Genomic DNA, 19532 nt, shown 5'->3' with positions numbered 1-19532 from the left:
GCCGCTTGTGCCGCACTCACCGCTGGCACAACGGTCAGTTATTGAACCTGTAACCGTTATTTACGCGTGTATCCTTCGGCAAGCTATCGAAACGAAAAGCGATCAACCTCGGTTAGCGCGCCAAATCTATCAACGTCAAAACCGCTCAATTGACCTTTACCATCTTTGCCCTCAATGTTCTGCTTGAATACCCCCCCAATAGCCATCCTTCGTGGCACTTCAATGCCATTGTCGCTTTTAAGCCGCCTATTTATCTGTTCAAGCTCACTACCAGAGACAAGCACAATAGATGAAACAGTCTCCGCACCATTGAGCGAGTCTTTTGTTGGAAAGATGACCGTCTTTCCATTGATGCTAACAGCCCATGCCTGCACCAGGACCCGCTCACCTTCGTAGCTAGATGGATTCGCTAAAAGCTGGAAGTATGTTGTCGCACAATATTGCTCATTGGCACTGTTTCCGGAATACTTGCATACGCTATTCCTTGATCCCGGATTATCCGGCTCAGGCTTAGCGCAACCACTAGATATCAGAACCAAAAACGTAAAAAGAGAGAATATTTTCATGGCGATATTGAGAAGTATGAGGAAGCAGAAATATAAGCATCTGGTGACCGTGCTACGTCTTCTTTCATTGACTGAAGATCGAATCTCATCAAAGCACCATTTGGCGTTGCCAAATATGCGTTAGCGTCAGCTGATAAAGCGCGCTCAAGATCACCGCGAATAAACCCGCCCCTCCAACCTCCATTGCAGTGACATCCGCGCCACCCGCTAAATGCGTTGTTGATCGGGTGTGTGTGCGCTATCGCGACTCGAACTCCTAGGCCGTTGTACTTCTGCCCTTGAGTTACTGAACCAGAGCCGTCTCCTCGCGCAGGATCGCCCAAAACAAAGTTTACGACGCTAAATGGTTTGCCTCCAGCCCCCCTATTCACAATATCGGCACCAACCTCCCTGCCAGTTGCAATCGTCACAGGCATTGCGCTTCTTGCAAAATAACGTCCCGATCCTTGCTCGGTTCGTTGCGAATTTGGTATGTCGTTCAATCGGCTAATGAACCTGTCCGGATTCTTCCGTGCTGCATTCAACTCACCGCGACTAAAGCTCACACCTCCATTGTGCTGCGCCATTCGACAATCCCAGTCTTTACCACAAGCTCTACGTCCATCCGGATCAACGAACTTGTATGGATTGTTGTTGGCATAGCGGTAACGATGGAACTGCCCAACAGGATTGCTCAGCGCCGTGACCGGATCAACGCTGAGGAAGAGGCCTAGCTGGGGATCGTAATAGCGCTGCTGCATGTACGTCAGCCCGGTCGCCGCATCCTGCACATGCCCGGTGTACGCCGGCCGGTCATGGTTGGCCCGGTTGCTCAGCGCTCCGTACGGCTCGTACTCACTGTAAATTGCACTACCGCTGTTGCTTCGCGCCACCACACTGCCTAGAGCGTCCAAATGCTGATACTGGGTGGCAGTACTTCCGGTTGATGTGTTCTGCTGCCTGATCGCCACCAATCGACTGCCTAGATAGATGTGCCATTCTCGCTGGTTTGAACGGAGACTGTTAACATACATCAGTTGTCCGTTGACGTTGTATTGGCTGTATTTCGATGCACCGGTGACGTCGCGTACCCGACGGCCATGGCCGTCGTATACATAGCTACTTGCCGTGCCATTCTGGTTGGCGCTGCGCAGCCGATTGCCCGAGTCGAAGCTGAAACTGGCACCGGTCCGAGCGGCTACGTTGCCGCGATTGTCGTAACTCAGGCTCGTTACTTCGGCCCCGCCCGAAGTGTTGACGATTCGGTTCAGTCGGTTTTGCGCGTTGTACTGGTAGGTATGATCACGGGCGGGCCGCATGGCGGTTGCGCCGACTCGCACGCGCTTGAGATTGTCGAAGAGATCGTACTCGTACGCCGCGGTTCCGAACATCGGCGAAACCACCTGCGTAAGCCTATCCAATGCGTCGTACTGCATCGTCCGATCGCTTCGGTGCCCCGCTCGACCGTCGCTGATCGCCGCGACGTTCCCGTTGCCATCGTAGTCATATCCCTCATCGACGTAGACATTGGTGCCCGCATCACGTATGCGGCTCGGAAGCCCACGCACGTTCTGCGCTGTCGTGTGAACGACACCATTGTTGTTGGTGAACTGCTTGACCATGCCATTGGGGTGATAGCTGACACCGGTCACATAGGACCCTGCTCTCGTCGGCTGGCCCAGCGCATTGGGCGTAAGTCACCGTCTGACCAAGCGGATAGGCATGCGATGCCAAATGGCCGTTGGCATCATAACCGTAACCGATCCCGTACGAGATGCTGCCCCATTCCATCGATTCGCCGGCCAGCAAACGGCGTCGGTTGTAGACATAGTTGTTATAGACCAGATTGCCACCGTTATCCGTCAGCAGCTGCTTGAGCAGGCCATCCGGCGTATAGCTGTAGGTGGAATTGCCCATGTTGTCTGGAAATGCCAGCGACTTGATCCTGTTGCGTTGATCGTAGGCGCGTACCGTGCGCTGGGCGATAGGCACATCGTCGGTATTACAGCTTGCTGAGGAGGTAAAGGTAGTACCAGCCGCACTCCAGGCCAGGTTGCCCGCTCCGTCGTAGGCAAGCACGGTGGCGCCGACTTCCGGCTCAATCATCTTGCACAGCTGCTGATGCGCGTCGTAGACGTATCGCCGGGCTAACGCAGTGCTGCCATCGGCGTTACGTCGAGTCGTGTACATCGGCTTGCCGAAGGCATCGCGTCCAGAGTAGGTATAGACTCCTTCCGGTTGAACGATTCGTGTGATGAAGTCAGTCGTGGGCTGATCCCAAGCCAGGTAGCGGTAATGCGTTTGATTGCCCCGTGGATCCGTGACACGAGCCTGAAATCCGGCCAGATACTCTGTCGTCGTTCTCAAGAGACCCAGTTCGCTGCTTTGCGTCACCGACGTCTGCCGGCCCAGCGCGTCATACACGGTCCTGGTGCCTGCAGTCGGGTTGTAGCTAGCGCTGGGATAGGAAGCAAAGGTGACCCGACCCGCATGGTCGTAGGCATAGCGGATGAATCGTTCCGTCGCGGCAACGTTGGCATTGTCGTATTCGCGCACCACCAGTGGCTGCCACAGGGCATCGAAGTACGTCACTTTGCGGCTGTCACCGCTTCCGACGACTTGCCGCCAATGTCCAGCCGGAATCCCATAGACGCCCGTTGTCGACTTCGCGAAACTGATCGTTGTTGCATTCCATGCGACCGCATCGCCCGTCGGATAGGTGATCCGGCTCAGCCGGCCCATCGGGTCATAGGCGTAGTTGGTCGCGAATCCATTCTCATCGGTGACGCGCGTGATCCAACCGGAGGCATTGACCACTGCCGACTGCGACGCTCCATCCGCATAGGTGATCGCGCGCGGAATGCCGCGGTACCAGCTGCCGAGGGTAGTGATGCGATTATTGCCGTCCTTGACCGTCCTTACTGTGCCGTCGGCATTGTAGGTCAAGGTCTCGACCGTCCTGCCGAATTGCTTGCGTACTGCCGGCGAGGCATTGCTGTTGTAGGTCGTCTCGGAGGCGACGATGCCGTTTACGGTCAGTTTGGCCGCCTGGCCGAGCACCCATTTGCTGAGATTGTCGTGGTAGGCGGCGACCTCGGTTCGGATCGGATTACCGGTCACGGTGCTGGACTTGGTAACGCTGGTAGGCCGCGCGAAGGCATCGAAGGCGTTTGCCTGCCAGGTGAAGTCCACTCCCTGTTGCGCCACGACAGCGGCGAGCTGCGGGCGCACGTATTCCGATGCGAATCCATCGCCACGCTGTTGCGGGCTGGTGCCGAACCGCAACGTGTTGTTGAGGTCGTAGCTATTGGTCGTACGCTTCAGGACGCTGGAAGGCCCGGCCCCAGTCTCGACCGAGAGCAGCTTGCCCTCGTTGTAGCGATAGCTGTTGCCGTGCCAGTACCGCGTCCATTTCCCCTCTGGCCCGGTCACCGTGGTCCTGCTCGCGCCGGCGCAATCGTCCGACGTGCATTGGGGAATGCTGCAGTCCGTGCCTACGGGGCAGACCGGATGGCTGCTGGAACCGCTTGGGTAGTAGTAGGACGGCGGCGAATGATAGTCGTATTGCCAGGTCGCCGGCGGCAGCCCTGGGCCGGTGATGGTCTTGGTCTTGAGCGCGAAGTTATCGTAGGTGATCGGCCAGAAGGAGATGTCGTCGTTGACGTCGTTGTGGGGCGACGTGTAGTTGAGACAGTTGACCGGCACATTGGTGCGCCCATGGCGCTCCACTTCCACGGTGAACTGCCCGGTCGCGCCCGAGGGATGTGTGATCGATCCGGTAAACTCCGTCTGTCCGACCGCCTCCGGCTGCCATACGCAATTCCGCCACGGCTCCCAACCCGGCGACCCAGGAGGAGGCACGCCGACCATTTTGAACAGCATGATCCTGGCCGATGACAGTGGAGACAGCGCGATCTCCCAGCGGCTGCCGTCGGGCAGCTCCACGGCGGACAGGCTGGACGACGTATAGGAATAGGTCCACGTGCGAGCCCCGTCGCCCACTGTGCTGACGAAGCCATTCCCGTTGTAGCTGATCGTTAGAGTCCGACCATCATTGGCCTGGATCCTGGTCAGCCGTGCTGGCGCGTTCCAGGCATTGGTATACGTGTAATCGACACGATTTCCAAAACGGTCTTCTACGCGGGTGGCGTACAACACGTTCTTGCGACGGGGAATCCTGCCAGTTCCGTTGGTCGCCTTGAGCACCGGCTCCATGTACTGCGCCATCCAGTTGAACCAGTACCGCGTGCCGTCCGCGGTGATGGCCAGGAAGCCCTCGCCTGTCCCGTTCGCGATGCTGCCCAGGCAGGAGACATGGGTGGTGCCGTCGCCCGTCACCCAGATGTAGTTGCCCGCGCTCGGCTTCGGTGCGCCCGCGTTGGTCCTGAGCAGTTCGCCGCCGCTGCCGCCCGGCAGATTGAGGTGGATGCCCTGCCAATAGTCGATGGGATAGAAGCTCGAGCCCTGGATCGAGACGGTAGGCGGAGCGGGTGCTGCGGAGCAGCGATTCTGCGGCGTTGGCGATGCGCTGACCCAATCGGGCGCGAAAACGCCGCTGATGCTGGGCACGTCGATATCCCAGTCCGCGAGCGGCGAATCGCGATAGCGGCCGGAACGGTCGGTTACCGCGTACTTGCGGGAAAACGACACCGGCAATGCCGAGTTGCCGGGAATGTCGACGTCGGTGGCCTGGAACGACAGGCTGCCGTCCGACAGGCTGGCCTGGTCGCCCAACAGATCGGGGCCTAATGGGGATACTTCCCGGCTCCTTTCGACCCGCTTGCCGTATTCCTCCCAGACTTCCTTGTCCTGTGCGACGACAGGCCCATGGAAAAGCGCCGCAAACAGCGCCGCGCAGCAGCAGATCTTCCGCATTGCCCCCTCCCGGATGTGTGCATCGGTGGAGGCGGATGATTCCGGCGAAACATCCGTGTTCCCCCTGTCGTCGCCTCGGCGCTCCCCAGCACCGTCCCTGCGAACTTTCGCGAGCCTATTCCAAGGCCCCGGTTGATGCAAGCCGGGCCTGCCTGCGGGGCATCGCAGGGCGAAAAAGCGCCCTGCACATGACCTTGCGGCTACCGGTACCCGATCAGCACCGCCACCACCAGCGCGATCGCCGCGGCGATGGTGAGCTTGATGATCAGCGGCCAGACGAAGCGGAACCAGCGGTCGTAGGGAATGCCGGCGATGCCGAGGATGCTCATCAGCACGATGTTGGTGGGCACGATCATGTTGGAAAAGCCGTCGCCGAACTGGTAGGCGAGCACCGAGACCTGGCGGCTGACGCCGATCAGGTCGCCGAGCGGGGCCATGATCGGCATGGTGACGAAGGCCTGCCCGCTGCCCGACGGGATGAACAGGTTGAGCACGGTCTGCACCAGCAGCATGCCGACCACGGCGATCTCGGCGCCGACCAGGGTCAGCGGCGCGGCCAATGCATTGACGATGGTGTGCAGCACGTGGCCGTCCTCGAGCAGCAGCGCGATCGAGCGGGCGAAGCCGATCAGCAGCGCGGTGGTGGCGAGTTCCGCGGCGCCCTCGGCGAAGCGCCGCGCGGTACCGTCCACGCCGAGGCCGCCGGCCAGGCCGACGAACACCGCCAACCCCAGGAACAGCGCGCCGAGTTCCACCAGGTACCAGCCACGCGTGCTGATGCCCCAGACCATCAGCGCCAGCGTCGCCACGGCGGCCAGCAGCAGCACCAGTTTGCGGCCGGTCAGCGCCGGGTATTCGGTCGGCGGCGCGTGCGCGACTTCGATGCCTTTCATCAGGCTGGCGTCGGGATCGCGCTGCACGCGGCGCGCGTAGCTCCAGACGTGGTGCACGCCGATGGCGACGAACGGCACGAACAGCGCCAGCCGGAACGGCCAGCCGGAGGTCGGTTCCAGTCCGGCCACGCCCTGGGCGATGACGACGGTGAACGGGTTGAGCGCGGCGACGCCGTAGCCGATGCCGTAGCCGCAGATCATGATCCCCATCGCGGTCATCACGTCCATGCGCATCGCCAGGCACAGCGCGATCAGCATCGCCGCGAAGGGGATGTATTCCTCGGCCACGCCGATCGTGCCCGAGCCGATCGCGAACACGCTCATGCCGATCACGATCAGCAGCCCGGGGCTGTGGCCGATGCGCTTGAGGGTCCAGCCCAGAAGAGCATCGATCAGGCCGCTGGCGCGCAGCACCGCGATCGCGCCGCCGACGATCAGCACGAAGAAGATGATGTCCTGCGCCGCGGCCAGCGCGCGCGGCACCACGGTGAACAGCGCAAGCGGCGAGAGCGTGACGCGCTCCTCCATGTGGTGATAGGTGCCGGGCACCACCAGCGCATGGCCCTTCGCATCCTCGACCGTCTCGAACTCGCCCTGCGGCAGCACCCAGGTCGACGCCAGCGCCACGATCATCATCACGAACAGCAGCACCAGGGTGTGGGGAACGCGCAGGAATCGGGACATCGGCCGGGTCCGGGTGAAATTCGCCGCAGTATAGGCGGGCGTGGAGCGGACGCGGGTACCGGGGACACGATGTGGGAGCGACGGAAGTCGCGACAGGAAGGGCCGGTTTGCGGTGGATTCGGAGTGCCGGAGTTTCACCGGCACCGCCCTACGGGTTTAGGGTCGCCATCCAACCATCTGTCGCGACTTCCCGGCGGCGGTACATCGCCGCCGGGAGGTCGCGACAAGAGAGTCGAAGCGCGGTGGTGCTACGTCGGAGACGAGCGCGCCGTCAGGCGTCCGCAGGCTCGAGCAGGCGCGGGCCGGGGCCTTCCTCGCCCAACGCGTCCTCGGGATTGCGCAGCGGGCACGCCTTCAACGACAGGCAGCCGCAGCCGATGCAGCCGTCGAGCTGGTCGCGCAGCCGGGTCAGGCGGGCGATGCGATCGTCGAGGTCCGCGTGCCAGCGCCGCGACAGGCGGCTCCAGTCGGCGGTGGTGGGCGTGCGGCCGTCTGGCAGGGTGTCCAGCGCTTCGCGCACCGCCGCCAACGGAATGCCCGCGCGCTGCGCGACCTTGATCACCGCCACGCGGCGCAGCACGTCGCGGGTGTAGCGACGCTGGTTGCCTGCGGTGCGCAGGCTGCGGATCAGCCCCTTCTTCTCGTAGAAATGCAGCGCCGAGACCGCCACGCCGCTGCGTGCCGCGACCTCGCCGACACCAAGTTCGCGCGCCTTTGCGCCTTTCGTGCGTGTTGTCTTCATGCCGGGTCCTTGACCTCAATATTTGTTTAGGTTTTAACCTGCGCGCCATTGCGATGCAACCCGAGGTTTCCATGCCACCCATTCATCTGACCCTGATCTACGGCAGCAACCGCGAGCCGCGCCTGTGCGACACCGTGGCCGGCTGGGCGGCGGGCCAGGTCCGCGCGCACGGCGGCTTCGTCCTGGACACGCTCGACCCGGCGGTGCTGCAGCTTCCGGCGGCGCTCGCGCGCACGCCCGACGTGGCCACCGTGCGCCTGCGTCGGCGCATCCGCGCAGCCGACGCCTACCTGGTGGTCACGCCGGAGTACAACCACGGCTACCCGGCGCCGCTGAAGCAGCTGATCGACGCCGCCTACGACGACTGGCACGCCAAGCCGGTGGCCTTCGTCAGCTACGGCGGGGTCTCCGGCGGCCTGCGCGCGGTGGAGCAGCTGCGCCAGGTGTTCGGCGCGCTGCACGCGGTGGCGATCCACGACGGCATCGCCTTCGCCGAGGTCTGGCGCCGCTTCGATGCGGACGGGCGCCTGCGCGAGGCAGCGCACACCGAACGGGCGACGCAGGCGATGCTGGCGCAACTGCACTGGTGGGCCGTCGCCCTGCGCAACGCGCGCGAAGCCACGCCCTACCGCGAGGCCGCGGCATGAACGGCGCGGCGCCTTCGACCCTTTGCGGCACCCTGCACGACCGCGCGGTTCCTGCCTCCCGCTCGCCCGGATCGCGGCTGCTGCGGTGGTTCGAAACCCGTCTCGATCCCTTTCCCCCGCTGCCGCCCGCGCAGCCGCCGCGCACGCTCTACGCGTTCTGCCGCCACTACACCCGCGGCGCCGGGAAATGGCTGCTGGCGATGGCGCTGCTGACCGCGGCGATCGCGATCGCGGAAGTGTCGCTGTACGCCTTCGTCGGCTCGCTGGTCGACCGGCTGGCCGGGCACACACCGGCGACCTTCCTCGCCGCCGAGGGCGGGCGCCTGGCGTTGATGGCGGCGGTGGTGCTGCTGGCGCTGCCGGTGCTGGTGCTGCTGAACTCGCTGGTGATCCACCAGACGCTGCTCGGCAACTATCCGATGCGGATCCGATGGAACGCGCACCGCTACCTGCTGCGGCAGTCGATGAGCTACTTCCAGGACGAGTTCGCCGGGCGCATCGCCGCCAAGCTGATGCAGACCTCCCTGGCGGTGCGCGAGACGGTGATCAAGCTGCTCGACGTCGGCAACTACGTGCTGGTGTATTTCACCGGCGCGCTGATCGTCGCCGCCTCGTCGGACTGGCGGCTGATGCTGCCGTTCGTCGGCTGGCTGCTCGGCTACGGTGCGTTGATGCGGCACTTCGTGCCGAAGATGGGCCGGGTGGCGCGGCAGCAGGCCGACGCGCGCTCGGTGATGACCGGGCGCATCGTCGACAGCTACACCAACATCGCCACGGTCAAGCTGTTCTCGCATTCGCAGCGCGAGCAGGCCTACGCGCGCGAGGCGATGGACGGCTTCCTGTCCACGGTGCACCGGCAGATGCGCCTGTCGACCTGGGTGCACGCGCTGAACTACGCGCTCAACATGGCGCTGCTGTTCTCGGTGGCCGCGGTCGGCATCTGGCTGTGGCACGGCGGTGCGGTGACGACCGGCGCGATCGCGGTGGCGGTGGCGTTCGTGCTGCGCATCCTCGGCATGTCGCAGTGGATCATGTGGGAGCTGTCGTCGCTGTTCGAGAACATCGGCACGGTGCAGGACGGCATCAACTCGATCTCTCTGCCGCCGACGGTCGACGATGCGCCGGACGCGCCGGCGGCCGGACGCGCCCGCGGCGACATCCGCTTCGAGAACGTCAGCTTCCACTACGGCAAGGGCAGTGGCGTGATCGAGGGCCTGGACCTGCACGTGCGGCCGGGCGAGCGGATCGGCGTGGTCGGCCGCTCCGGCGCCGGCAAGTCGACGCTGGTCAACCTGCTGCTGCGCTTCCACGACCGCGAGCGCGGCGCGATCCGCATCGACGGCGTCGACATCGCCGACGTGCAGCAGGATTCGCTGCGGGCGCAGATCGGCATGGTCACCCAGGACACTTCGCTGCTGCACCGCTCGGTGCGCGACAACATCCTCTACGGCCGGCCCGACGCCGGCGAGGCGGAAATGATCGAGGCGGCCAGGCAGGCGCGCGCGCACGACTTCATCCTGGAGCTGGAGGACGCGCAGGGCCGGCGCGGTTACGACGCCCATGTCGGCGAGCGCGGCGTGAAGCTGTCCGGCGGCCAGCGACAGCGCATCGCCATCGCCCGCGTGCTGCTGAAGAACGCGCCGATCCTGGTGCTGGACGAAGCCACGTCGGCGCTGGATTCGGAAGTGGAGGCCGCGATCCAGGAGAACCTGGCCACGCTGATGGAAGGCAAGACCGTGATCGCCATCGCCCATCGGTTGTCGACGATCGCGGCGATGGACCGGCTGATCGTGATGGACCGAGGCCGGATCGTGGAGGACGGCAACCACGCCGCGCTGGTCGCCGCCGGCGGCCTGTACGCGCAGCTGTGGCGGCGTCAGTCGGGCGGGTTCATCGACTGCGGCTCGGCGTCGGCCTCCGCGTCGTCCTCCTCGTCCGTCTTCACCGAGCCGGAAGTGCCGTCGCGATCGCTGTCCACAGGCGGCGTCAGCGGCGAGAACACCAGGTCGGCCGCGGAGTCGAATTCCGACAACGGGCTCTCGACCGGACAGGTCTCGTCCGGGAACCCGTAGTTCCTGCGCAGCTCGAGGCCGCAGCTGTTGAGCGCCTCGAGCTCGGTGTCCGGCGCCTTGCAGCGTGCGTCGAACGCGCGCACGAAGGCGTCGCGGCGGCGCACGAAGTCCTGGCCGCACTTGCGCATCAGCCGCAGGCGGTCCAGGTCGTCCTGCGCCGGGTTCGCTCCGTCCAGGCCGTACAGCTGCAACTCTTCGCTGGTGAGCAGGCGCAGGTTGCGGTTGGGCACCGCCATCATCAGGTCGGCGATGGCGACCGCGGCGCCGTTGCGCTCCAGGTACGCCCTGACCCGGTCGTACACGGTGCGCAACTCGGCATTGAGTTCGGCGCGGGTGGTGGCGGTGGAACTCATGCGGATGATGCGGTGGATGCCGACCTTGCCGGTGATCAGCCGGGTATCGCCGGCGCCGAGCACGAACACGCATGCGCTGTGGCAGACGGAACCTTCGCGCACCCAGATCGTCCAGCGCGACTCGGCGATGAAATCGCCGACCGCCATCGCGTCCTCGACCTGGCCGCCGGCCGAGTCGATGTCGAGCACGCGCTTGTCGATGCCGAGATCGTCGGCGACCGCGGTGGTGCGCTCCATCAGCGCGGTGAAATCGGACGTGATGCGTCCCTTGTAGCGCAGGCGCGCGACGCCGCGCTCCGCGCACGGCGCCAGGGCCGCGGTCACCGCCTCCCGGTCCAGCTCCACCAGCGGCTCGCCGTCGCCCTGCGCCACGTAGTCGAGTTCGCAGCTGATCGAGGCCTCGCCGGCTTCGAGCCGCAGCGGCGACCAGTCGGTCTCGCGTTCGGCCGGCGCGACCGGCGGAGGCGGCGTCTCCTCGGGCTCGACCGGCGCGGTGCTGACCGCGCCGCCCTCCTCGGGGCTGGCCACCTCCTCGGTCTCCACCACCACCGTTTCCTCCGGCGGCACCGGCTGCCGGCAGGCCGCCAGTGCGATGCACAGGCAGGACACGGTCAGCCAGGATTGCTTGGGCATGCGGCGTACTCTAGGTGGCGTTGCGGATGATGGTCACGCGAATCCATAGTCTAGAGCCGCCCCGCGGGCGCGGGCGAACGTGCGGTGAACACCGGCTCACGCGACGCGGCGTGAACATCGTGCTCGCCTGATGTTAACCCACACTGCACGTTTCGGCGGATCCGCGTGCGAACCGGGGCGACCGGCCATCCTTCACTTCACCTGGTTCGCGATCCACTTAAGGTGTGCCCGTCGTGCGCAGGCGCACCTAAGGAGCCGACACCATGATGTCCGTCGCGTACAACCACCGCAGATCGATCCGCTGGTGGCCGGCGCTGGTGGGTACCGTCATCGTGCTGCTGGGCCTGGTGCTCGCCTGCGGTGGCGCCTGGCTGCTGGTTCTGGGCGGCTCCTGGTACTACCTGGTCGCGGGTCTCGGGCTGGTCGTTTCCGGCGTGCTGGTGATTCGCGGGCGCATGGCTGGCGCGTGGTGGTACGCGGGCGTGCTGCTGCTCACCTTCGCCTGGAGCGCGTACGAGTCCGGCCTCGACTACTGGCGCTGGGTGCCGCGCGCCGGGCTGCTGACCGCGCTCGGCATCGCGGTCGCGCTGCTGGCGCCCGGACTCGACCGCGGCGTCTCGCGCCGCGCCGGCTGGAGCGCGGCCGGCGTGCTGGTGCTCGTATTCGTCGCGGCGTTCGCGCTGGCGTTCGTGCCGCGCGCGATCACCCGCGGCGACGACGTGCCGGAGACGGCCGTGGTCGCCGCCGCCGACACGATCGATGCGGATGCTTTCGTCCAGGCGGCCGACGCGCCGGCCGCCGGCGATTGGGCCGCGTACGGCCACGACAACGCCGCCAGCCGCTTCACGCCGCTGGCGCGGATCACCCGCGACAACGTCTCGCGCCTCGAGCGCGTCTGGGAATACCGTACCGGCGACCTGCCGAACCGCCGCTGGGGCGCCGAGACCACGCCGCTGAAGGTCGGCGACAGCCTCTACCTGTGCTCGGCACGCAACATCCTGATCGCGCTCGATGCGCGCAACGGCCGGGAACGCTGGCGCCACGATCCGGAAGTGTCGAACGAATCCATCCCCTACACCGCCGCCTGCCGCGGCGTGACCTACTACGCGGTGCCGCCGGCGCCCGCGCCGGAGCCGGCCGAGGACGCGGCGCCGGCGGTCCCCGGGCTGGCCTCCGAGGCCGAGACCGACGCCGGCGCCAACATCGAACCGGCCGCGGATCCGGAGCCGGCCGTCGCGGTGGAACCGGTCGCCGACGGCGCCTGCGCCACCCGCATCATCGAGGGCACGCTCGACGGCCGCCTGATCGCGGTCGACGCGCGGACCGGCACGCCCTGCCCCGGCTTCGGCGACAACGGCGAGGTCGACATCACCGTCGGCATGGGCAAGACGCCGCCGGGCTATGTCTCCATCACCTCGCCGCCGACCATCGTGCGCGACGTGATCGTCACCGGACACCAGGTGCTCGACGGCCAGCAGCGCGACATGCCTTCCGGAGTGATCCAGGGCTTCGACGCCGTCACCGGCGAGCTGCGCTGGGCCTGGGACATGGTCCGCCCGGAGCGCTCCGGGCTTCCGCCCGAAGGCGAGACCTACACCCGCGGCACGCCGAACATGTGGACCACCGCATCCGGCGACGAGCGCCTGGGCCTGGTCTACCTGCCGCTGGGCAACGCCGCCGCCGACTACCTCAGCGCCGACCGCAGCGCCGTCGAAAACGAGTACTCGACCTCGCTGGTGGCGCTGGACGTGACCACCGGCAAGCCGGCGTGGCACTTCCAGACCGTGCATGTCGACGCCTGGGACTACGACCTCGGCTCGCAGGCCACGCTGGTCGATTTCCCGTCGGCCGACGGGCCGGTGCCGGCACTGGTGCTGCCGACCAAGCAGGGCGACATCTACGTGCTCGACCGCCGTACCGGCGAGCCGCTGGCCGGCGTGGAGGAACGCCCGGTGCCGCAGGGCGGCGTTGAGCCGGACCAGCGCGCGCCGACGCAGCCGTTCTCGCGCTTCCATACCCTGCGCAAGCCGGACCTCACCGAGCGCGACATGTGGGGCATCAGCCCGATCGACCAGCTGGTCTGCCGCATCGGTTTTCGCCGCGCCAGCTACCAGGGCATCTATACGCCGCCCACCACCGAGCGCCACTGGATCCAGTACCCCGGCTACAACGGCGGTTCCGACTGGGGCGGGATCGCGATCGATCCGCAGCGCGGGGTGATCATCGCCAACTACAACGACATGCCCAACCACAATCGCCTGGTGCCGCGCGAGGAGGTCGAGCGCCGCGGTTGGCTGACGCGCGCGGAAATGGACCCGGGCGAGGATGAGGGCGGCGCGGAGGGCGGCGACGACCCGCAGGTCGGCACCGACTACGGCATCGAGGTCAACGCCGGCTGGCGCATGCATACCACCAAGCTGCTGTGCAAACAGCCGCCGTACGGGGGCATCCGCGCGATCGCGCTGGACAACGGCCGCACGCTCTGGGACCGTCCGTTCGGCACCGCGCGCGCGAACGGTCCGTTCGGCATCCGCTCCGGGTTGCCGATCGACATCGGCACGCCCAACAATGGCGGCGCCGCGGTGACCGCCGGCGGCCTGGTGTTCATCGCCTCGGCCACCGACGACCTGATCCGCGCGATCGATATCGAGACCGGCGAAACCCTGTGGCAGGACGTGCTCCCCGCAGGCGGCCAGGCCGGTCCCGCCGTCTACGAGGTCGATGGGCGCCAGTACCTGATGATCATGACCGGCGGCCACCATTTCATGGAGACGCCCGCCGGCGACCAGGTGATCGCCTATGCGCTGCCCGAATGACATGGCGGCTGCGAACGCCCCCGTTCGTAGAGCGGAGCTCGCTCCGCTGCTCCCGGCTCCGGAGACCCCGCAGCGGAGCAAGCTCCGCTCTACGGAGGCGCGGTCCAGGATCTCGCCGGCCGCCGGGGCGGTTCAGGCGTCGTCCTGCGGTGAGATGTCCGCCGCCCACTGCAGCGCCGTCTGTTGGTCGCCGGGCGTGAAGGTGCGGATCTCGGTGCCCGGGAAGAACTTGCCGGCGAATTCCGACACCTTGCCGAGCCAGTTCTTCTCGGTGATCACCGCGCCACGGGCAAACCGGTCGTACTCGCCGAACTTGCCCAGGCCATAGCGCAGGTCCTTGCCCAGCGCTTTTGCGGTCATTCCGGTGAATCCGCTCATGTCCACGTAGAGCCCGATACGGCGGTACTCGGCCAGGCGCGCTTCGATGTAGGCGATGCAGCGATCGTAGTCATCGCCGTCGAGCTGGCCGCTGAAGTGGAAGGCGGCGACGTGTGGCGGCGCCGGCAGGATCTCGATCATGGGGGTGCTCCCGTTCGGGCGTCCGACCTTAGCGCAGGCGCCGTGGCGGCGGCGTCAAGCGGTCCGGAGGCGAACCTGGGTTCGCGGATCACGGCTTTCGTGGCGCAAAGCAGCTCTCTGCAATCCCGGCGGTGCGTTTCCGCTCCAGTGCCCGGTGGCTTCGGTTGGAAAAGCATCCGAGTGTCTGGAATTGAATCACCGATGCGGGGCGAGTCCATACATAGGAGCTGCCTGGCGCGGCTGTTCATTGACACCGCCCGTGGCGACGGGGTTGTCTCGTCGCGGCGGAAAGGGCTACCTGGCGCGGCACCGCCCGTGGCGACGGTGTTGCTTCGTCTAGACGGAAAGGTCTGCCTGGCGCGGCAGCGCACCCTCCAGCTCCAGCAGGTACTGCTTGGTCGGCAGGCCGCCGCCGAAGCCGGTGAGCGAGCCGTCGGCACCGATCACGCGGTGGCACGGCAGCACGATTGGCAGCGGATTGCGGCCGTTGGCGGCGCCGACCGCGCGCGATGCGCTCGGGCGGCCGACGCGCGCGGCGAGTTGCGCGTAGCTCACCGTTTCGCCGTACGGGATCGCCGCCAGCGCATGCCAGACCGTACGCTGGAACTCGGTGCCCTGCGGCGCCAGCGGCAGATCGAACGTGCGCCGCCGGCCGTCGAAATAGGCCTGCAGCTGCTTGCGTGCCTCGCGCAGCAGCCGGTGATCGCCCTCGCGCCAGTCGGCGCCGCGCTTCACCGGGTGCCTGGCGGCGTGGAACTCGATGGCATGCATCCCGGCATCGGAGGCCGCCAGCAGCAGCGGACCGACGGGGCCGTCGAACCGGGTGTGGAAGATGGTCATCTCGGTGCTCTCCTCGTTCGGTGGATGCGGCCCGCGGCACTCTCAGGCCGCGCGCGCGCGGCCGGTCGCGGCGGGCGGCGCCACCATGGCATCGCGCCACAGCTGGATCACCGCATAGCCGCGCCAGGGCCGCCAGGCATCGGCATGGGCACGCAACGCCTTCGCGCTCAGGCGGCTGCCGTCGCCCGGCAATGCCCGCTGCAACACCAGGTCCTCGGCCGGAAACGCGTCGGGATGCCCGAGTGCGCGCAGCGCGATGTAGTGCGCGGTCCACGGCCCGATCCCGGGCAGCGCCGTCCAGCGTTCGACGAACTCCTCGAGCGTGGCCTCCGGGCGGAAATCCACCCGCCCGTCGAGCAGCGCCCGGGCGATGCCGCGAACGGTCTCGGCGCGCGCGCGGGTCAGCCCGAGGCTGCCCAGGTCGGCCTCCGCCAATGTTTCCGGCAAGGGAAACAGGTGCAGCAGGCCGCGCGCGGCGAAGGCCTCGGGCAGCGGCGTCCCCAGGCGCTGCGCCAGTCGCGCGGTCACCGTGCGCGCGGCGGCAACGCTGACCTGTTGCCCGATCACCGCGCGCACCGCGATCTCGAACCCGTCCCAGCCGCTGGGAATGCGCAGCCCGGGACGCTTGCGCAACAGCGGGCGCAGCCGTGCGTCGCTGCGCAGGGCCGCGGCGATCGTGTGCGGATCGGCGTCCAGGTCGAACATCCGCCGCAGGCGGTTGACGATCTCCAGCAGCGCCGCCGGCTGGCCGCCGTGCAGTTCCAGCTTCAGCGCGTGACCGCGCTCGTTGCCGGTGGCGGGTCCGGGCCATGCGCTCACCCGCAGCCAGCCCGGCGCCTCCGCCGGCCCGAACACGCGCGTGTAGCTGCCCGCGTCCGCCACCTCCACGCCCGGCAGCGCGCGCCCGCGCAGGAAGTCCAGCATCGCCGCGAAGTCGTAGGGCGGGCGGTAGTGCAGGCGCAGGGTCAGGGCGTCGCCGTCGGCAACGACGGTGCGCTTGCGCAGGTCGCGCGGGGCCATGGCGTAGGCCTCGCGGAAACTGGTGTTGAAGCGGCGCAGGCTGCCGAAGCCCGCCGCCAGTGCGACCTCGGTGATCGGCAACGCGGTCTCGGTCAGCAGCTGCTTGGCGAACAGCAGCCGGCGCGTGCCGTGCACGCCGATCGGCGGCGCCCCCAGGCGCTCGACGAACAGGCGCCGCAGCTGCCGCTCGCCGATGTGCACGCGCTCGGCCAGCGCCGCCAGCGGCTGATCGGCCAGCATGCCCTGGTCGATCAGCTTCAGCGCCCGCGCCACCACCTCGTCGCCGCGCCGCCAGGTGCCGTCCGCGGGCGAAAGCTCCGGGCGGCAACGCAGGCATGGCCGGAATCCGGCCGCCTCGGCCGCAGCGGCGCTTGGATAGTAGGTCACGTTGCGCGGCTTCGGCGCGGGCGCCGGGCACACCGGCCGGCAGTAGATCCCGGTGCTGGTGACCGCGGTGAAGAACAGTCCGTCGAAGCGCGGATCGCGGCTCATGCGCGCCTGTTCGCAGACGTGGGGATCGGGAAGGGCGGAAACGTTCGGCATGGGCGCAGACTAGCACCGGCACCGGACTCGGACTGGCCATTTTCGGACATCGATGCCGAGCCCCGGGCTCGCTCGACCGCACCCGCTAAAGACCCGGTAGAGCGTCTATCAGTGCAAAGCACTTTTCCTGCGCGCCAGCCGGCTTTGTGGGAGTGGCGGCGGTACACCGCCGCCGGGAAGTCGCGACATTGCTCCCGGTGCCGGCGCGGTCTCCGGCCGGACGCTGTGGTAGCGCGCCCTTTCATCCGGAACCATGCCCGTAATCCGCGGCGAGCGGAGACAAGTCGCGACTTCCGTCGCTCCCACAAGTGGAGGCCCGGACGCACCGCTCCTGCGAGGCAATGGTTCAGGCGACTACGGCTCGCGCAGCGCCGGCACCAATGTTTCCGGATCGCCGTCGTTCGGCGTCGGCTCGACGCCGAGCAGCCGCGCCAGCAGCGGGTAGACATCGACGTTGTCGAACGCCGCCAGGGTGACGCCGCCGCGGAACGCCGGGCCGTGCGCGATGAAGATCGCGCGCATCGACGGCAGCGCGGGATCGAATCCGTGCGAGCCGCGCATGCCGCCGGGCCGCCGCGACAGGTACTCGCGCGGGATCGCATCCCAGCCCTCGTGCATCTGGCACACGATCGGCGGAATCCGCGGATGGCTGCCGTAATGCCAGCGCGCCGGCAGCTCGTCCTTGCGCCAGCAGTCATAGCGATCGTGCGCACCGAGCAGCGCCGCCTCGGCCTCCGCCTGGCGACCCGGCCGCGGGCGAAATCCGAGCACCTGGCCATGGCTGATCGCCTCCGCATCGGCGGGATCGGCCATGTCCTCCACCGCCACCACCTGCCCCTCCGGCACTTCGGCCATGCCGTGGTCGGAAACGACGACCAGGTTCACGCGCTGCTGCAGGCCGCCTTCGGCAATGCCCGCGAGCAGTCGCCCGATCGCGGCGTCGACCTCGCGCAGGGTCGCGCGCAACTGCCTCGATCGCGGCCCGTGCGCGTGCCCGGCACTGTCGGGATGCTCGAAGTACAGCGTCGCCAGGCGCGGACGCGTGGCTTCCGGTTCCGCCAGCCAGCCGAGCACGCGCGCCACCCGCTCGTCCATCGGCAGGGTGGCGTCGAAAAGGCTCCAGCGCGTCGGCTGCACGCCCTGCACGGGCGCCTCGCTGCCGGGCCAGAACAGCGTCGCGGTGGGCAGGCCGGCATTCTCGGCGGTGACCCACAACGGCTCGCCCTGCCACCAGGCGGTGTTGCCGACCGCATCGCGATCGCTGAGCCGGAACCAGCCCAGCTCGTCCGTCTGCATGGTGTTGTGGATCAGCCCGTGCCGGTCCGGCCGCAGCCCGGTGACCAGCGTGTAGTGGTTGGGAAAGGTGAGCGAGGGATACGAGGGCCGCATCCATTGCGCGCGCACGCCCTCGCGCGCCAGGCGGTCGAGGTGCGGAGTGTCGCCGCGACCGAGCATGTCCGGGTGCACGCCGTCGAGCGAGACCAGCAGCAGGGTCGGCCTGGCGTCCGCGGCTGTCGCCGGCGACGTCGACGGCGAGGAGGCGCAGGCCGCGAGCAGCAGCAACAGCGGGACATACAGGAAAGACGGCAGGCGCGACATGGGCGCGCATGATACGGCGCCTCCATGACAGCTGCGCCCGTGCGCCATGCCGGCGCAACGGCAGCGGTCTGAACCATCGCGACTTCGCCGTACCCTCACCCCAACCCCCGCTCCGCGCCCCGGCCCGCGCCAGCGGTGCGAGCGCTCCACCGCACGCGCGCCAGTGGCGCGCAAGCCGTGCGGTCTCGCCCCGAAGGGAGAGGAGCCTCGGAGCAGACTGCCGCTAAAGTCGAACTTTGACACTCCCCCGGCAGCACCGGGGGGTTCCCTTGAGGAATGACGGCGCTCTGAACGGGCGAACCGTCCGGCACGTGCCTGCCACGGCGCGCAGGCGTATTCTCGATGGCGTGGCAACGGTGCCACGCATCCGGACGAGGTCTCGCCATGAAACGTCTTCTGATCGCCGGTGTGCTGCTTGGCTTCGCTTTCGCTGCCGCTGCGCAGGACGTCGAGCCCGAGGAGCAGGCGACATCCACCCGCGCCGATCCCGCCAAGGCTTCCGAGCCGTTCTGCATCCGGGAAACCGGCTCGCGCATCATCGCCCACCGTAACGCTCGCAACAAGAAGGAGCGCTCAGAATGCGTGGCGGCGGGCGGCCGCGTGTACACGCGCGACGACATCGAGCGTACCGGCTCGGTCGATCTCGTCGACGCGCTGCGCCGGCTGGATCCGTCGATCCGCTGAAGCGAGGAACGAGTGGAGAGGAACGAGGAACGAGTGGGTAACGCTCCCTCTCGTTTCTCTCTCCTGC

At 67.1% G+C, this 19532-nt stretch carries 13 protein-coding genes and 1 pseudogene; 4 read left to right on the top strand and 10 right to left on the bottom strand.

What is annotated here, in order from left to right:
• Positions 1 to 83: 83 nt before the first annotated feature.
• The 5 genes from AB5T46_RS02775 to soxR all read right to left on the bottom strand — a co-directional run bounded on the left by AB5T46_RS02775 (position 84) and on the right by soxR (position 7739).
• Positions 84 to 566, bottom strand: coding sequence for a hypothetical protein (locus tag AB5T46_RS02775; protein WP_370562294.1), 483 nt, complete (start codon positions 564 to 566; stop codon positions 84 to 86).
• Entirely contained in the window at positions 563 to 2197 is a 1635-nt protein-coding gene (locus AB5T46_RS02770) for an RHS repeat domain-containing protein (protein WP_370562293.1), read from the bottom strand. The genes AB5T46_RS02775 and AB5T46_RS02770 overlap by 4 nt, the downstream gene beginning before the upstream one ends.
• A complete protein-coding gene (locus tag AB5T46_RS02765; RefSeq protein ID WP_370562292.1) occupies positions 2085 to 5420 on the bottom strand; it encodes an RHS repeat domain-containing protein in 3336 nt (1111 codons plus the stop codon). Before AB5T46_RS02765 ends, AB5T46_RS02770 begins: the two co-directional genes overlap by 113 nt.
• 200 nt (positions 5421 to 5620) lie before the next feature.
• Positions 5621 to 6997: a YfcC family protein gene (locus AB5T46_RS02760; protein WP_370562291.1), complete on the bottom strand. Its 1377-nt coding sequence runs from the start codon at positions 6995 to 6997 to the stop codon at positions 5621 to 5623.
• Between the two features lie 271 nt (positions 6998 to 7268).
• Positions 7269 to 7739, bottom strand: coding sequence for a redox-sensitive transcriptional activator SoxR (soxR, locus tag AB5T46_RS02755; RefSeq protein WP_370562290.1), 471 nt, complete (start codon positions 7737 to 7739; stop codon positions 7269 to 7271).
• A gap of 71 nt (positions 7740 to 7810) precedes the next feature.
• On the opposite strand from soxR, the gene AB5T46_RS02750 reads away from it, so the two are divergent.
• Together AB5T46_RS02750 and AB5T46_RS02745 are read left to right on the top strand one after the other, a co-directional pair.
• Positions 7811 to 8386 (top strand): NADPH-dependent FMN reductase, encoded by a 576-nt coding sequence (locus AB5T46_RS02750; RefSeq protein WP_370562289.1) that lies wholly within the window; start codon positions 7811 to 7813, stop codon positions 8384 to 8386.
• Between the two features lie 77 nt (positions 8387 to 8463).
• Positions 8464 to 10293: pseudogene (locus AB5T46_RS02745) on the top strand (ABC transporter ATP-binding protein); the annotation flags it as partial.
• Here the strand turns inward: AB5T46_RS02745 and AB5T46_RS02740 are convergent.
• Positions 10263 to 11444 (bottom strand): COG3904 family protein, encoded by a 1182-nt coding sequence (locus tag AB5T46_RS02740; protein ID WP_370562288.1) that lies wholly within the window; start codon positions 11442 to 11444, stop codon positions 10263 to 10265. The pseudogene AB5T46_RS02745 and the gene AB5T46_RS02740 sit on opposite strands and share 31 nt — an antisense overlap.
• 266 nt (positions 11445 to 11710) lie before the next feature.
• Between AB5T46_RS02740 and AB5T46_RS02735 the strand changes: the two genes are divergently transcribed.
• Entirely contained in the window at positions 11711 to 14260 is a 2550-nt protein-coding gene (locus tag AB5T46_RS02735; protein WP_370562442.1) for a membrane-bound PQQ-dependent dehydrogenase, glucose/quinate/shikimate family, read from the top strand.
• A 132-nt stretch (positions 14261 to 14392) separates the two neighbouring features.
• On the opposite strand, the gene AB5T46_RS02730 is transcribed toward AB5T46_RS02735, so the two are convergent.
• The 4 genes from AB5T46_RS02730 to AB5T46_RS02715 all read right to left on the bottom strand — a co-directional run bounded on the left by AB5T46_RS02730 (position 14393) and on the right by AB5T46_RS02715 (position 18781).
• A complete protein-coding gene (locus AB5T46_RS02730; RefSeq protein ID WP_370562287.1) occupies positions 14393 to 14779 on the bottom strand; it encodes a SpoIIAA family protein in 387 nt (128 codons plus the stop codon).
• Positions 14780 to 15115: 336 nt separating this feature from the next.
• A complete protein-coding gene (locus AB5T46_RS02725) occupies positions 15116 to 15619 on the bottom strand; it encodes a methylated-DNA--[protein]-cysteine S-methyltransferase (protein WP_370562285.1) in 504 nt (167 codons plus the stop codon).
• A gap of 42 nt (positions 15620 to 15661) precedes the next feature.
• Positions 15662 to 17182 carry a DNA-3-methyladenine glycosylase 2 family protein gene (locus AB5T46_RS02720; protein ID WP_370562284.1) on the bottom strand — a complete coding sequence of 507 codons (1521 nt, stop codon included), beginning with the start codon at positions 17180 to 17182 and terminating at the stop codon, positions 15662 to 15664.
• A gap of 354 nt (positions 17183 to 17536) precedes the next feature.
• Positions 17537 to 18781 (bottom strand): alkaline phosphatase family protein, encoded by a 1245-nt coding sequence (locus AB5T46_RS02715; protein WP_370562283.1) that lies wholly within the window; start codon positions 18779 to 18781, stop codon positions 17537 to 17539.
• A gap of 342 nt (positions 18782 to 19123) precedes the next feature.
• Between AB5T46_RS02715 and AB5T46_RS02710 the strand changes: the two genes are divergently transcribed.
• On the top strand, positions 19124 to 19465 hold the full coding sequence (locus tag AB5T46_RS02710; RefSeq protein WP_370562282.1) for a hypothetical protein: 342 nt from the start codon (positions 19124 to 19126) through the stop codon (positions 19463 to 19465).
• Positions 19466 to 19532: the final 67 nt, after the last annotated feature.

Source organism: Luteimonas salinilitoris (genome assembly GCF_041300785.1).
Classification (GTDB): Bacteria; Pseudomonadota; Gammaproteobacteria; order Xanthomonadales; family Xanthomonadaceae; genus Luteimonas; species Luteimonas salinilitoris.
The sequence above is the reverse complement of the archived record's forward strand: the minus strand, read 5'-3'. Positions and strand labels throughout refer to the sequence as shown.